General features: G+C 62.2%; 15 protein-coding genes. 7 read left to right on the top strand and 8 right to left on the bottom strand.

The annotated features are described in order from the left end of the window. The first annotated feature begins 69 nt into the window (after positions 1–69). The 3 genes from N1937_RS05480 to N1937_RS05470 all read left to right on the top strand — a co-directional run bounded on the left by N1937_RS05480 (position 70) and on the right by N1937_RS05470 (position 4,646). Complete coding sequence (locus tag N1937_RS05480; RefSeq protein ID WP_260057812.1) at positions 70–1,572, top strand: protein adenylyltransferase SelO; 1,503 nt, start codon at positions 70–72, stop codon at positions 1,570–1,572. Between the two features lie 198 nt (positions 1,573–1,770). Continuing rightward, a complete protein-coding gene (locus N1937_RS05475) occupies positions 1,771–4,110 on the top strand; it encodes a glucose/quinate/shikimate family membrane-bound PQQ-dependent dehydrogenase (RefSeq protein WP_170257687.1) in 2,340 nt (779 codons plus the stop codon). Between the two features lie 71 nt (positions 4,111–4,181). Continuing rightward, positions 4,182–4,646, top strand: coding sequence for a hypothetical protein (locus tag N1937_RS05470; protein ID WP_260057810.1), 465 nt, complete (start codon positions 4,182–4,184; stop codon positions 4,644–4,646). Between the two features lie 242 nt (positions 4,647–4,888). Here the strand turns inward: N1937_RS05470 and bla are convergent, their stop codons facing one another. From bla to dmeR, 3 genes are all read right to left on the bottom strand, one after another. Continuing rightward, positions 4,889–5,806 (bottom strand): class A beta-lactamase, encoded by a 918-nt coding sequence (gene bla / locus N1937_RS05465; RefSeq protein ID WP_260057809.1) that lies wholly within the window; start codon positions 5,804–5,806, stop codon positions 4,889–4,891. Positions 5,807–5,877: 71 nt separating this feature from the next. Beyond that, complete coding sequence (dmeF, locus tag N1937_RS05460; protein ID WP_222295718.1) at positions 5,878–6,894, bottom strand: CDF family Co(II)/Ni(II) efflux transporter DmeF; 1,017 nt, start codon at positions 6,892–6,894, stop codon at positions 5,878–5,880. A 71-nt stretch (positions 6,895–6,965) separates the two neighbouring features. Further along, positions 6,966–7,238 carry a Ni(II)/Co(II)-sensing transcriptional repressor DmeR gene (dmeR, locus tag N1937_RS05455; RefSeq protein WP_017963504.1) on the bottom strand — a complete coding sequence of 91 codons (273 nt, stop codon included), beginning with the start codon at positions 7,236–7,238 and terminating at the stop codon, positions 6,966–6,968. 269 nt (positions 7,239–7,507) lie between these two features. Here dmeR and N1937_RS05450 point away from each other — a divergent pair, with 269 nt between their 5' ends. Continuing rightward, positions 7,508–8,002: a GNAT family N-acetyltransferase gene (locus N1937_RS05450; protein WP_260057808.1), complete on the top strand. Its 495-nt coding sequence runs from the start codon at positions 7,508–7,510 to the stop codon at positions 8,000–8,002. 67 nt (positions 8,003–8,069) lie between these two features. Further along, a complete protein-coding gene (locus tag N1937_RS05445; protein ID WP_260057807.1) occupies positions 8,070–8,699 on the top strand; it encodes a glutathione S-transferase family protein in 630 nt (209 codons plus the stop codon). A gap of 74 nt (positions 8,700–8,773) precedes the next feature. Here the strand turns inward: N1937_RS05445 and N1937_RS05440 are convergent, their stop codons facing one another. The 3 genes from N1937_RS05440 to N1937_RS05430 form a co-directional block, all read right to left on the bottom strand. After that, positions 8,774–9,688 carry a cytochrome c gene (locus N1937_RS05440; RefSeq protein ID WP_222295720.1) on the bottom strand — a complete coding sequence of 305 codons (915 nt, stop codon included), beginning with the start codon at positions 9,686–9,688 and terminating at the stop codon, positions 8,774–8,776. Positions 9,689–9,964: 276 nt separating this feature from the next. Continuing rightward, positions 9,965–10,405, bottom strand: a complete 441-nt coding sequence (locus tag N1937_RS05435; RefSeq protein ID WP_260057806.1) for a c-type cytochrome — start codon at positions 10,403–10,405, stop codon at positions 9,965–9,967. A 191-nt stretch (positions 10,406–10,596) separates the two neighbouring features. After that, positions 10,597–11,232, bottom strand: a complete 636-nt coding sequence (locus N1937_RS05430) for a LysE family translocator (RefSeq protein WP_260057805.1) — start codon at positions 11,230–11,232, stop codon at positions 10,597–10,599. Positions 11,233–11,361: 129 nt separating this feature from the next. Between N1937_RS05430 and N1937_RS05425 the strand changes: the two genes are divergently transcribed. Next, positions 11,362–12,054 carry a helix-turn-helix transcriptional regulator gene (locus N1937_RS05425; protein WP_260057803.1) on the top strand — a complete coding sequence of 231 codons (693 nt, stop codon included), beginning with the start codon at positions 11,362–11,364 and terminating at the stop codon, positions 12,052–12,054. Between the two features lie 22 nt (positions 12,055–12,076). On the opposite strand, the gene N1937_RS05420 is transcribed toward N1937_RS05425, so the two are convergent. Next, complete coding sequence (locus N1937_RS05420; RefSeq protein ID WP_260057802.1) at positions 12,077–12,847, bottom strand: SDR family NAD(P)-dependent oxidoreductase; 771 nt, start codon at positions 12,845–12,847, stop codon at positions 12,077–12,079. A gap of 179 nt (positions 12,848–13,026) precedes the next feature. Between N1937_RS05420 and N1937_RS05415 the strand changes: the two genes are divergently transcribed. Continuing rightward, positions 13,027–13,935, top strand: a complete 909-nt coding sequence (locus N1937_RS05415) for an AraC family transcriptional regulator (RefSeq protein ID WP_260057800.1) — start codon at positions 13,027–13,029, stop codon at positions 13,933–13,935. Here the strand turns inward: N1937_RS05415 and N1937_RS05410 are convergent. Then, a complete protein-coding gene (locus N1937_RS05410) occupies positions 13,932–14,777 on the bottom strand; it encodes a metallophosphoesterase (RefSeq protein WP_260057798.1) in 846 nt (281 codons plus the stop codon). The two genes, N1937_RS05415 and N1937_RS05410, sit on opposite strands and share 4 nt — an antisense overlap. Between the last annotated feature and the right edge of the window lie 21 nt (positions 14,778–14,798).

Below are 14,798 nucleotides of genomic sequence, written 5' to 3'. Positions count from 1 at the left end.
CCTTGCATCGGCTCGATCTTCGTGAAGGTCCGGCTTGCGCCGCGGGCACCCCGGCCCTACCTATCAGCCATGACCTCCGCCCTGCAGAAAAACCGGCCCGGCGCGGCCTTTCCGTTCGACAACAGCTATGTCGGCTTGCCCCCACGCTTCTTTGCGGCGCAAGCGCCGACCGCGGTGGCGGAGCCCTGGCTGATCAAGCTCAACGAGCCGCTCGCCGCCGAACTCGGGCTCAAAGTCGAGACCCTGCGCCGCGACGGCGCGGCGATCTTCTCCGGCAATCTCGTTCCCGAAGGAGCCGAACCGCTGGCGATGGCCTATGCCGGGCATCAGTTCGGCGGTTTCTCGCCGCAGCTCGGCGACGGGCGGGCGATCCTGCTCGGCGAAGTGGTCGACCGCAGCGGCAAGCGCTACGATATTCAGCTGAAGGGCGCCGGCCCCACACCGTTTTCGCGCCGCGGCGATGGGCGGGCGGCACTCGGCCCGGTGCTCAGGGAATATATCATCAGTGAGGCGATGTTTGCGCTCGGCATTCCGGCCACAAGGGCGCTGGCGGCGGTGACGACAGGCGAGCCGGTCTATCGTGAAGAGGTGCTGCCGGGCGCTGTCTTCACCCGAGTCGCGGCAAGTCACATCCGCGTCGGCACCTTTCAGTACTTCGCGGCACGGGGCGATGCCGACGGCGTGCGGGCTCTGGCCGATTATGTGATCGACCGGCACTATCCCGCGCTGAAAGAGGCCGAGAACCCCTATCTCGCGTTGTTCGAAGCGGTCTGCGAGCGCCAGGCGGCGCTGATTGCCCGCTGGCTGCATGTCGGCTTCATCCATGGGGTGATGAATACGGATAATATGACCGTCTCCGGCGAGACAATCGATTTCGGCCCCTGCGCCTTCATGGATGCCTACGATCCGGCGACCGTTTTCTCATCGATCGACCAGCATGGCCGTTACGCCTATGCCAACCAGCCCGCCATCGGCCAATGGAACCTCGCAAGGCTCGGCGAGACGCTGCTGCCGCTGATCGACGCCGACGCCGACAGCGCGGTCGACAAGGCCAATGTGGTGATCAAGAGTTACGGCGAACGGTTCCAGGCGCATTGGCTGGCCGGCATGCGCCAAAAGATCGGGCTCTCCGGCGAAGAGGACGGCGACCTCGACCTGGTGCAGGCGCTGCTGTCGCTGATGCAGGTGCAGGACGCCGATTTTACCCTCACCTTCCGGCGGCTGTCCGATCTTGCCGGCGATGATGCCGCAGAGCCTGCCTTTGCGGCGAGTTTCCGCGAGCCGGAGGCATGCGGCACGTGGCTCACGCAGTGGCGCGAGAGACTGTCACGCGATCCGCAGACGGCCACTGAGCGCGCCATTGCCATGCGCAGCGCCAATCCGGCCTTCATTCCGCGCAATCACCGGGTCGAACAGGCGATCGAGGCTGCCGTCGAGGACGGTGATTTCTCGCTGTTCGAGACGCTGCTGAGCGTGCTTTCGAAACCCTATGACGACCAGCCGGGCTTTGCCGCCTATAGGGAACCGCCGAAGCCTAGCGAACGGGTGCTTGCGACCTTCTGTGGAACGTGACGGGCGCTCTCGCCCGTTTTAGTGCAGCAGTCATGCCATAGCGATCCGCTTCCATCCCGGCCCGACGCCCCTTCGGTGCATCGGCCCCCTGCGGCAATTGTGGCCGTTGAAAGGCATCTCCTTCGCGCTATCTGGCTGATCGGCGGGACTTTTCCGCCGATCCTTCACCCCGGCTAACCCTCAGCGGGAGACAGCCTTATGGCGATCGTCATCACCTCCATCTTTTTCATCATCATCGGGCTCACTCTCGGCGGCGGCGGGCTCTGGCTCGTCACGCTCGGCGGCAGCGTCTTCTATCTGTTCGCCGGGCTGATGTTCCTGATTACCGCCGGGCTGCTGTTGGTGCGCAAGGCTGTGGCGCTCTGGGTCTATGCGGTGCTCGTCGTCGCAGCACTTGCCTGGGCGATTTGGGAGGTCGGTTTCGACTGGTGGCAACTCGGCCCGCGCGGCGGCATGATCATCCTTCTCGGGCTCTGGCTGCTGACGCCGTGGATTCGTCGGCCGCTCGGCCTGCGCAGCCCGACGGGCATCACCTATGCCGCAAACCCCTGGCCGCTCGCCGTGCCTGTCATTCTCGCCATCCTCGTCGCCCTTTATTCGATGACATCAGATCCGCATGATCTCGCCGGCGAACTGCCCAAGGATACGGTCGCCGCCAATCCCGCCTTCGGCGGCAGCGTGCCGGATGGCGAATGGCATCAGTATGGCCGCACGCCCTTCGGCCAGCGTTATTCGCCGCTCGACCAGATCACTGCCGAGAACGTCTCCACCCTCAAGGAAGCGTGGCGATACCAGACCGGCGACATCAAGCGGCCGGACGATGTCGGGGAGACGACCTATCAGGTGACGCCGCTCAAGGTGAAGGACACGCTCTACCTCTGCACGCCGCATAACTGGGCGATCGCGCTCGACGCCAAGACCGGCAAGGAGAAATGGAAATACGATGCCAACTCCGGCATGAATCCCGACCGGCAGCATCAGACCTGCCGCGGCGTCACCTATTATGCCGATCCAACCGTTGCCGCCGGCCAGCCCTGCGGCGAGCGCGTCTACCTGCCGACCTCCGATGCCCGGCTGATCGCGCTCGATGCGGCGGATGGGAAGGTCTGCACCAGCTTTGCCGACCAGGGCGTGCTGCATCTGGAAACCGGCATGCGCTTCAACCCCGCCGGCTATTATTATTCCACCTCGCCGCCGGTCGCGGTGGCGGGCAAGATCATCATCGGCGGGGCGGTGAACGACAATTATTCGACCGAGGAACAATCCGGCGTCATCCGCGCCTTCGACATCAACACCGGCGCGCTGGTCTGGAACTGGGATTCCGGCAATCCCGATGTGACGACGCCGATCACCGGGGACCAGACCTACACGACCAACTCGCCGAACAGTTGGTCGGTCTTCAGCGTCGACGAGGCGCTCGGCATGGTCTACATCCCGCTCGGCAACCAGGTCCCCGACCAGATTGGCATCAACCGCAGCGAGAATGTGGAGAAATTCTCCTCCTCGATTGTCGCGCTCGATATCGCCACCGGCCAGCTGCGCTGGGTGCGCCAGACGGTGCATCACGATCTCTGGGACATGGACGTCCCGGCGCAGCCGGCGCTGATCGACCTGACGAAGCAGGACGGCACAGTGGTTCCGGCCTTGGTCGGCCCGACCAAGCAGGGCGATATCTATGTGCTCGACCGGCGCAGCGGCGAGCCGATCATCCCGGTCAAGGAAATCCCGGCACCCGGTGGTGCGGTCTCCGGCGATCACACCTCGCCGACGCAGCCGATTTCGGATCTCACCTTCTCGCCGGAGCCACTCCAAGAAAAGGACATGTGGGGCGTGTCGCTGTTCGACCAGATGGCCTGCCGCATCGACTTCCACCGTTACCACTATGAGGGCCGCTACACGCCGCCTTCGCTTAAAGGGACGATCGTCTATCCCGGCAATTTCGGCACCTTCAACTGGGGCTCGGTGGCGGTGGATCCGGAACGGCAGATCATGTTCGGCATGCCGACCTATCTCGCCTTCACCTCGCGGCTGGTGCCGGCCGCCGATATTCCGCCGAGGGGCCAGGACGAGAAGGGCAGCGAACAGGGGCTGAACCGCAACGACGGCGCGCCCTACGGCGTCTTCATGGGTCCTTTCCTCGGACTGCTCAAGATCCCCTGCCAGGCGCCGCCATGGGGCTATGTCGCGGGCGTCGATCTGCGCACCGGCAAGATCGCCTATATGCACAAGAACGGCACCGTGCGCGACATGACGCCATTGCCCCTGCCCTTCAAGGTGGGCGTGCCCGGCATCGGCGGGCCGATGCTGACCAAGGGCGGCCTTGCCTTCTTGGGGGCCGCAGTCGACAACTACCTGCGCGCCTATGACGTGACGAATGGCCAAGAGCTCTGGCGGGCGCGGCTTCCCGCCGGCGGCCAGGCGACACCGATGACCTATACGACTGATGACAACAAACAATATGTCGTCATGGTCGCCGGCGGCCACGGCTCGGTCGGCACCAAACCCGGCGATTATGTGATCGCCTATACGTTGCCGTGACGCGAAGCTTCTCGCAAGCTCTGCGCAGGATTGCCGCGCCATTCTCTCCCTGTTTTTCGGGGAGAGTTTTTATGGAAATTTCCAGTAATATTCGCAATTATTACGGCATCGGCAGTCTTTTCGATCGGTCGGCCAAATCCAAGAATCAGCAGACGACGGACTTCGACAGCACTGCGCCCAATACCGCGCCCGGTCTCGAGACCAGCAGCACGCCGCCGTCGATCGCCAATACCATGTGGGCTCTTCAAAGCAGCGAAGGCCCCTATATCAATCCGCCTTCCGACGACGAAGCGGCGGCCAGTGCGGCGCACGACGCTCTGGTCGACGAATTCTCCAAATGGGGCAACATGACGCCGGCGGAATATATCCGCGCCCGCTATCTCGAGCAGCACGATCTGACCGAGGCCGATCTGGCCGCCATGCCGGCGGACCAGCGCGCCGCGATCGAGAAGGAAATCGCTGACCAAATCAAGCGCGAGATGGCCGGCATCGAGGATGACGGCACCGAGACGGCGGAAGACGTTCCGGCTGCTTGAGCGGGAGCATTTCGAATTGCACGCGTTTGAGGAAGACCCCTCCCCAACCCCTCCCCACAAGGGGGAGGGACTAACCTAAGGCGAGATCCTGCCACCAAAATACGCTGCCACACGCTGCATCGTCAGGAATGAAATGCAACGGGCCCACATGGCAGCCCCTCCCCCTTGTGGGGAGGGGTTGGGGAGGGGTTTTCCGACGCGAACCGGACAACTGTCGATCACGCCCTTCGCCATTTCCTGATTCACACCATCTCGACGATCATGCGGCCGACCTCCGCAAAGAGCGGGTTGAGTTCCTTTACCGGCACGGTCGTCTCGCTGATATAGACGGCGGCGACGATCGGGCCGCGATCCGGCGGCCAGATCACCGCGATATCGCCGAGAGAGCCATTCGGTCCGGTTCCGGTCTTGTCGCCGACCTTCCAATCCGCCGGCAGGCCGGCCCTGAGCCGCTCCTTGCCTGTCGTGCTCGCTACCAGCCAAGCGATCAGCCTGTCTGAGGAGGCCTCGGTCAGGACCGAGCCGAGCGTCAGGTTGCCGAGCGTGTCGAGCATCGCATCCGGTGTCGTCGTGTCGCGCGGATCATCCTTCCGACCCTCGTTCAGCGTCGGCTCGGTGCGGTCGAGACGCGTCGTGCCGTCGCCGATCGAGCGCAGCCAATCGGTCAGCCCCGCCGGCCCGCCGAAACTTTCGAGCAGCAGATTGCCGGCCGTATTATCGCTGACGGTCACCGCCGCCTCGCACAGTTCTGCAAGGGTCATGCCATCGGTTCCGGCATGTTTTTCGCTGATCGGCGAATAGTCGACAAGCTTGTCCTTGCCGTAGCTCACCCGCCGATCGAGGTTCTCCTCGCCCTTGTCAGCGCGGGCCAAAACGAAAGCGGCGGCCAGCGCCTTGAAAGTGCTGCACATCGGAAAAGCCTCGCTGCCGCGATAGCCGAAGGAAATGCTCGTTTCGGTGTCGAGCACCGAGACGCCGAGGCGACCACAGGTGCGTTTTTCCAATGCGGCAAGGCGGTGTTCGATATTGTCGTCGCCCTCGCCTGCACTCTTCTTGGCCCCCTCCTCGGCATTGGCGGGAAGCGCCAGCGCGGCCAAGCCCATTGAAGCCAGACACAATGCCGAGCCCATCAGCATGCGGCGAGTCAAACTGAGATCCATGAAATCCTCCGGCGAATCAGGAGGACAGAGCTAAGCAGCGATTGCGGCGACTTGTCGTCCGCCCGCCCCGATCATGCGGCGCGGGTGACCTCGACCGTCACATGCGACAGTTCTTCCAGCGCCGAGAGCCTGTCCTTGTAGAAAGCTGGGTCGCGCGGCTGAGAGGTTAGGACGGCGACGATTGCGGCATGATGGCCGGGGCCGACCTGCCAGACATGCAGATCGGTGATCCGGTCGTCCTCCGTTTCGATGGCGCCGCGGATCTCGGCCGGCAGCGTCTCGCCTTCGGAAATGACGTCGAGCAGGACGCCGCCCGACGATTTCATCAAGCTCCAGGACCAATTGGCGATCACCAATCCGCCGACGATGCCCATCAGGGGATCGAGCCAGAGCCAACCGTAAAGACTGCCGAGCGTCAGCGCCGCGATGGCGAGCACCGAGGTCAGGGCATCGGCGATGACATGCAGATAAGCAGCGCGGATATTGTTGTCGCTGGTCTTTGCGTGGTGGGCATGGTCGCCGTGGCCGTGATTGATATGACTGTGATGGGCGTGGGCATCATTGCCATGCCCGTGATTCACATGACCGTGATGATGGTGGCCATGTCCGTGATCATGTCCTTCACCGGCCAGCAGCCAGGCGCTCACCAGATTGACGGCAAGGCCGACGACCGCGACGGCGATCGCCTGGGCAAAACCGATCGGCATGGGATTGGAAAGGCGCAACAGGCTTTCCCATGCCATCAGCAGGGCGATCAGGGCAAGGATGATGGCGCTGGCGAAGCCGGCGAGATCGCCGAGCTTGCCGGTGCCGAAGGTGAAGCGTGGATTGCGCGCCTGCCGGCGGGCAAAGAGATAGGCGAGTGCGGAAATCAGCAGAGCACTGGCATGGGTCGACATGTGCCAGCCATCGGCGACCAGGGCCATGGAGCCATAGACAGTGCCGGCGGCGATTTCCGCCACCATCATCACCGCCGTCAGCGCGATCACCAGCCAGATGCGCCGCTCGTTGCGCCTATGATCGGCGCCGAGGAAGACATGATCATGTTCCAGGGCATCAATTCCAGCCTTCTCGATTCCGGCACTCATTGCAGGCTCCTTCGCCACCGCTAAGCTTATGTTTCTCGGCAAAATCGCTTCACACTTTTCCTGGAATTGCTCTAGCGTATATAGGTTCTCAACACTTCCGATATTTCCTCGACCGCCTCCGCCCTTGCGGCATCGTCGGCCGCATTCAGCACATGCTCACGCAGATGATCGTCGAGAACCTCGCCGGTCAGCCCGGTCAGCGCGCCGCGGACGGAGGCGAGCAGTTGCAGGATCTCGCCGCAGGGGCGCTCTGCCTCGAGCGCGCGCTCGACCGCCTCCATCTGCCCCTTCAGCCGGCTGATACGGGCGACGAGCTTCTTTTTCTGCAGGGTGGTGTGGGACATGATGGACCCGATTATAGTATAGGGGGGTATAGTATCAAGAGTGAAGCCCGAGCTCAATGCCTGTAATGGGCTTGAATCCGCCATTGACAAAGCCCGCGTTTCCGACGATCTATGATCCATGATCAAGAACGCGCACCAGAGCCGCTCGTATTTTTGGCTGTACCTGTAAAGGGCGGCCGGACAAGATCATATTGTCAACAAGCCGCCGTCAGGCGGCTTTGTTGTACCAGCAGCGTCCTGACGGCAGACTATCAAAGGACGCGAAGATCATGACCGAAATCGAAGACAGCGAAATTTCACTGATGCGCCCATCGGTGGTAACCATCCGCGCAGCCAAGCCGCGCGACCTGCCCGAACTCGGCGAGATGATCGTCCTGCTTGCCGCCCATCACGGCGATGCTGCTGCGACAACGGCAGAGCAGCTGGAGCGCGATCTGTTCGGCCCGCTGCCGTGGATCCATGCACTCGTCGCCGAGACCGACGAAGGGCTTATCGGCTACGCTATTCTCGTGCCGCTCTACAGGGCGCAGGAAGGCAAGCGCGGCATGGACCTGCACCATCTCTTCGTGCGTGACGGCCATCGCGGCCACGGCACCGGCCAGCTGCTCGTCGACCGGGCGCGCGAGACCGCCCGCAACGCCGGCTGCGGCTACCTCTCCGTCAGCGCCGCGACCGGAAACGTGCTGGCGCACCGCTTCTACGAACAGCTGGATTTCACCCCGCGTCCGGTGACCGGCATGCGCTACATGCAGTCGATCGCCTAAAGCGCGCCGCGATCTTTCAGATTCGCTTGATCGGCGCTTTAAGTCTTTATTTTTGTTAGGAGCTTTCATGCCTGATTTCAAACTTCATTGCTTCGCTCTCTCCGGGAACTGTTACAAGGTCGCACTCTTCTTTGCGCTTGCCGGCATCAAGTGGGAAAGCATTTTCGTTGATTATCTGGGCGGCGAAACGCGTACTGAAGAATGGCGAAAAACCATCAACGAACAGGGCGAGGCGCCTGTGCTCGAACATGGGCAAACCAAGATCAGCCAATCGGGGATTATCCTGGACTACTTGTCAGAGGTGACAGGCCATTTCGGGGCGCAGACGGCCGAAGAACGGCGCGACGTCATGCGCTGGATCCTTTTCGACAATCACAAATTCACGAGCTATTACGCGACGCTGCGGTTCATCTATGGCCTCCAGAAGAGCGGCGAGACGCCAGTCGTCGAGTTTTTAAGACTGAGGGCCAAAGCTGCCTATGCCATTGTTGACGAACACCTCGCCGGTCGGGCCTTCATGGTTGGCGACCGGGTGACGATCGCAGACCTCTCTCTGGCGGGCTACGTCTTCATGCCGGAGGAAACCGGGATCGATCATAGCGCCTTTCCGGCAATCGCAGCCTGGAAAGATCGTATCAGCAACATGCCCGGCTGGCGCCCTCCCTATGACCTGATGCCAGGTCCCACCTCCCTGTAGATAGGGCGTGGGATCTTGCGAAGGTGCCAAGCAACCAAGTGACCGTGGCAGCAACCCTCGCGCGACTTCCATCGCTAACGGCCCGGTACCGCCTTCAGATAGGCGGCGATCGCCTCGCGGTCGGAGGCGGGCAGGCGGGCGATGTTCCGTTGCACATCAACCATCGAGCCGCCGACGGAATCGAAATCGGGGGTGAAGCCGGTTTCGAGGTAGCTCACGATATCGGCCTCGCTCCAGGAGCCGATACTCTTGGAGGCCGGGGTGATATCGGGTATGCGGCCCTTGCCTTCCGGATTCGGCGCGCCGGCAAGCCACATATCGGCCTTGAAGCCGCCGAGCGCATCACGCGGCGTATGGCATTCGCCGCAATGACCGGGGCCTTCGACGAGATACTGCCCGCGCTTGATCTTGTCGTCGCCCTTGGCGAGAGCCACGCGCGGCTGATCGTTGAGATAGAGGAATTTCCAGCCGCCGAGCGCCAGCCGGATGTTGAAGGGGAACGGCAGCTCATGCGGTGGCGCGACATTTGTGCTTTTCGGCAGGGTTTTCAGGAAGGCGAAGAGATCGTTGACGTCCTTGTCGCTCATGCGGGAATAAGAGCCATAGGGAAAAGATGGGTAAAGATGCTGCCCACCCGGGCCGACGCCGCGTTTCATCGCGTTGCCGAACTCGGCAAGCGTCCAGCCGCCGATACCAGCCTTTTCATCGGGTGAGATGTTCGGCACGTGGAAGGTCCCGAAGGGGCTCTTCAGCGCCAGTCCGCCTGACAGCGTCAGCTTTGCATCGCCTTCGGAACCGGGTGCCGCATGACAGCTGACGCAGCCGCCTGCCCAGAACACCATCTGGCCGTTGGCCAGGTCCGGCGCGACGAGACCCGCCCAATGGCTCTCCGGCAGCGGGTCGGGCGCAGTGACTAGATAGAAGGCGCCGCCGCCGAGCACGGCGACGCCGATCAGACAGAGCAGTAACCGGATGAACCTGCGGACCATGCGCCGCCTCCCCTTTTGCCAATGTTGCCGCCGTCGGTCCCACATAAAGCGATCCGCGCCGGCGGCAAGCCGGGCACGGATCGTGGATCCCCAGCATTCCATTTCCCCCGCGTCACGCGGAAGCAAGCCGCGCACCTTTGCTGGAGTTGCTGTCGTTTGTTGAGCAATTCCGGGCGCAAAACCGCTGCACACTTTTGCTGGAATTGCTGTCGTTTGTTGAGCAATTCCGGGCGCAAAACCGCTGCACACTTTTGCTGGAATTGCTCAGTCGGCCTATCACTCCTTGATACGATAGGCCTTGTGACAGCCCGCGCAGTTGGCGCCAAGCGTGTTGATCGTGGCGCCGACGGCGGCAGGATCGGCCGGAAGCTGGGCGAGCGCAGTTTCGGCGTCAGCGGAGAGCTTGGCGGCGCGCGCCTTGAAGTCATCCATGTTTTCCCAGATCTTCGGGCTCGCCTCTTTGTCGCCGGTCTCCGTGTCCGGCTTGAACTGATCGGGAAAAACCTTGGCCGTTGCGGCAATCTTCGTCAGCGCCGCCTTCACCGCCTCGGCGTCGTAAGGCTTCGTGCCCTTGGCGATGTCCGCCAGCGCGCCAGCCGAACCGCCGATCTGCTTCATCAAGGCAATGCGCGAATCATGGGTGCCGTCGGCGGCGGTCACCGAACCGAAGGCCATGCCGGCCATCGCTACAGCCGCAGCTATTGCTTTCCAATTCATATTCCTCTCCATTTTTCCTCGGCCAAGATGGCCGATGGCCAATCTGCACCGGGAGCATGACAAAATCCATGCCTCCGGGCAGTCACGTTTTGCCGGATCGTCATAAAAACAATGTGATAGGCCGTTCTCTGCTTTTATGCATGTCGTTGTCCCGGAACCGCTGCACACTTCCGGGCGACATGCAGTGGCGCTCAAGCGCTTTTCCACCCCTGCCAGAGGCTGAAGGCGGAGACCGCAACCAGCAGCAGTCCGGCGAAGCGGCCGACAAAGGCCGTGACGTCAGGGTTGGCGACGAGCAGGTCGCGGCTGCGGCCGGCCGTCATCGCCAGGGTGCCGTAGATGGCAAACTGGGTGACGACAGTCATGACGCCCATGATCAGCCCCTGCATCCAGATCGGGCCATATTCCGGTCTCAGGAACTGCGGATAGACGGCAAACATGAAGATATAGGCCTTCGGATTGACCAGACAGGTGACAGCGCCCTGGCGAAAAGCGCGCCAGCCGGAGCGTGCCGTTCCCGGCCCGACCGCCTCGACCGTGATCGAACTGCGGATCAGCGAGATGCCGATCCAGATCATGTAGGCAACGCCGGCAAAGAGCAGCACGTTGAAAAGCTGCGGCAGCATGGTGACGAGCACGCCGACGCCGGCCGCGCCGTAGGCCGAATGCACGGCACCGCCGGCCATGATGCCGCCGGTGGCCGCCAGCCCGCGCCTGACGCCGCCGGTCAGCGAATTGGCGAGCACGAAGAGCATGTCCATGCCAGGCACGATGATGATGCCGAAAAGAAGGGTGAAGAAGAGCCAGAGGTTTTCATGGTAGTTCATGTCAGTTACCGCCTTGGGTTCTGCAGGCCGTTTTCAAAAGACCCTGATTAATTTCAATCCGATAGGCGGCTCTATACGCAAAGCCAACTGACAGTGTATTGTCAGGAGCGTTGGTATGGGAGAGGTAAAATGCGCAAGGCTTCGCGGCTTTTCGAGATCATTCAGATCCTCAGGCTGGCCAGAAAGCCGATGACGGCGGCGGCGATGGCGGAGACGCTCGAAGTGACCGTGCGCTCGATCTATCGCGACATCGCCGCGCTTCAGGCGATGCGGGTGCCGATCGAGGGCGAGCGCGGCATCGGCTACATCATGCGGCCGGGCTTCGACCTGCCGCCGCTGATGTTTTCGATCGAGGAGATGGAGGCGATTGTGCTGTCGCTGGCGCTGCTCGAACGGACTGCGGACGAGGAGCTGAAGCAGGCCGCGCGCCGGGTCAACCGGAAGATATCAGGCGCCGTGCCGCCGCCGCTGCGCCAGGCGATGGACAATAAGGCGCTTTATGCCTGGGGCTCGATTGCGCAGCCGGCAGGCTTCGACCTGGCGATCGTGCGCCGCGCGATCCGCGACGAACGCAAGCTGATGCTCGGCTACCGCGACGAACTCGGCCGCGCCAGCGAGAGGACGATCCGACCGGTCGCGCTGATCTATTATTCGCAGACCGCCAATATCGTCGCCTGGTGCGAGTTACGCCAGGCGATCCGCAATTTCCGCAGCGACCGGGTGGAGCACTGCGCGACAGCTGAGGATTTCTTCAAGGGCGACGGCGACCGGTTGCGGGAACTCTGGACCAGCGGTTGGACGGAGAAACCGATCGCCGTCTAGCTATTCGCCCAATCGCGATTATTCAGAGCGACATGCCGCCCGAAACCTCGATGCGCTGGGCGTTGACCCAACGGTTGGCATCGCTCAGGAGGGAAGCGATCATCGGCCCTATATCGTCGGGCACACCGGCGCGGCCGAGTGCAGTCATGGTGGCGACCGCACGGTTGATCTCCGGATTGTCCCGCACCATCCCGCCGCTGAAATCGGTCTCGATGGCGCCCGGGGCGACGGTGTTGACGGCAATGCCGCGCGGGCCAAGCTCCTTGGCCATGTAGCGCGTCAGCACCTCGACCGCACCCTTCATCGAGCCATAGGCCGATGCGCCAACCATGGCCATGCGGGCGAGACCGCTGGAGAGGTTGACGATGCGGCCGCCGTCCTCGATCACCGGCAGGAGCTTCTGCGTGAGGAAGAAAACCCCCTTGAAATGCAGGTTGTAAAGCTTGTCCATCTCCGCTTCGGTCGTCTCCAAAATCGGGGCGTGGTAGCTGGTGCCGGCATTGTTGACGAGAAAGTCGAAATGCTCACGCCCCCAGCCCTTGAGGATCTCGCGTACACTTTCGACAAAGGCATCGAACGCCGCCACGTTGCCGGAATCGAGTTGAAGTGCAGCGGCCTTGCGGCCCAGCGCCTCGATCTCGGCGACGACCTTCTCCGCCTCGTCGCGGTTCGAGTTGTAGGTCAAGATCACATCGACGCCGCTCCTTGCCAGATTGACGACCGTATTGCGGCCCAGGCCGCGGCTTCCGCCGGTAACGATTGCGACTTTCGAGGTTGAATTCTGGTTGGGCATTTCAGGTACCTCCTGATGTTTTGACAGGCCAATTTTATGCGCCGCAAGCCTGGAATCCTGAATGCCGAAATCCCGCAATTTCTTGCCTATTCCTCCAAACGCCTTGCCCAGCCGGGCTGAGGGATTAAGATCATTCTCACCGGCGCGGCAGACCGACCCCGCGTTCACTGGAGGCGAAGATGTCCGCAGATCTGAAGCAGGCGCTCAATGGATACATGGATGCACATGGCGGAGGTGACGGGCTCTTTGCCACCGCTGTCGACGGTTTTTTCCTGATGCGTTCCAGCACTCTCTCCATGCCGAAGCCGGCGATCTACCGGCCGGCGCTCTGCATCATCGTGGATGGCGCCAAGCAACTCATGTTCGGAGACCGCCTTTTCGATTACGAAGCGATGCAAGCGCTGATCATCAGCGTCGAGATGCCGGCCTTCGGACAGGTGACGAAAGCCAGTGCCGAACGGCCGATGATCGCTATCAACCTGGAACTCGACGTCACTATCCTGCGCGAGGTGCTGGAGGAGATGGATGCACCGCCGAAGCCGGCAGGCGACGGCGGGCCCGGTGTTTTCGTTCAAGAATTCGGCCCGGAGTTGCAGGACTGCATACTGAGACTGATCCGGACGCTCGCGGCGCCCAAAGCGATCCCAATCCTTCATCCGGCAATCATGCGAGAGATCAGTTTCTGGTTGCTTTCCGGAAAAAATGGCGATGAGATCTGCAAGCTTGCATTGCCCGACAGCCATACGCGCCGCGTGGCCGAGGCCATCTACCTGTTGCGCGGTAATTTTGCGCACGCCGTTCGGGTGGAAAAGCTTGCGGCGGCAGCCAGGATGAGCCCTTCCTCCTTCCACCAGCATTTCAAAATCCTGACCACGATGACGCCGCTGCAGTATCAGAAGCAGTTGCGGCTACTCGAGGCCCGGCGGCTGATGGTGACCGATGGGTTCAACGCCGCAAACGCGGCCTATCAGGTTGGTTACGAGAGCGCCTCCCAGTTCAGCCGCGAATATGCCCGCATGTTCGGGACACCACCGAAGCGCGACATCAGTGAAATGAGGGCGATGCCGGCTGAGCCGGCAATCAGCTAGATGGACAGCGTTCGGCTCATCTCGCGGCCGAAGCCGCGGATTTCGATGCTGGAGGCATGGACCTCGACGATCGCGAAGGCGTTTTCCGTCTCGGTGTCGACCACGCCCTTGAAATTGACGAAGTGGCAGGCGCCGGCCATGCCGTAATTGCCGACATGGTCGTGGCCGTTGAGATAGGCAACGACATTGGCTCGCGAGGCGAGCAGCGCGACGGTGCGTTCGCTGTCCCACATGCCGTGCTCACTGGGCGGATGAATGGGATAGTGATTCATGACGATCACCTTCTCGCCGGCCTCGGCCGCTTTTGCGATTTCATCGCCAAGCCAGGCGAACTGCTCGTCGCTCAGCGCGGCATTCCAGCGATGGGCGTTCCTGGCGCCCTTGGCCTGCAGCTCCGCCAGCATCTCAGCGGCAAGCGCCCGATGATGATGGCCCTCGGGCGGCGCGAAGATGCTGACCTCGTTGCCGTCGAGCACGATGAAGCGCCAGCCGTGGCGCAAGAAGCTGTAATAGGGCGATGGCATGCCGAGGCGCGCGGCGACTTCGGACAAGTGTGCTGCAGAGACCGAGAAATCGTGGTTGCCGAGCAGGAAGAGCGCCTCGTGCCTGAGCTTCTCATAGACCGGCAGGATATCGTCGAAGCTTGAAAAGCTGCGGTCGATGACATCGCCGAGCGTCATGACGAAGCTTAGCTCCTCGCCGTTGAAGACCTCGATCGCCTCGGCGACCTTGGCGAGGCTGTTGGCATAATAGCGATCCATCGCGACATGCGGCGCGATCGCCGCATATTGCGGGTCGGCGATGATGCCGAAGCGGAACAGGGGAGAAGAGGAAGAAGACATGGGGCGTGATTAGGAGCGGCC

Source organism: Rhizobium sp. WSM4643, assembly GCF_025152745.1.
GTDB classification, from domain to species: domain Bacteria; phylum Pseudomonadota; class Alphaproteobacteria; order Rhizobiales; family Rhizobiaceae; genus Rhizobium; species Rhizobium leguminosarum_I.
Note: the sequence above shows the minus strand (reverse complement) of the source record. Positions and strands in the feature narration are given on the sequence as shown.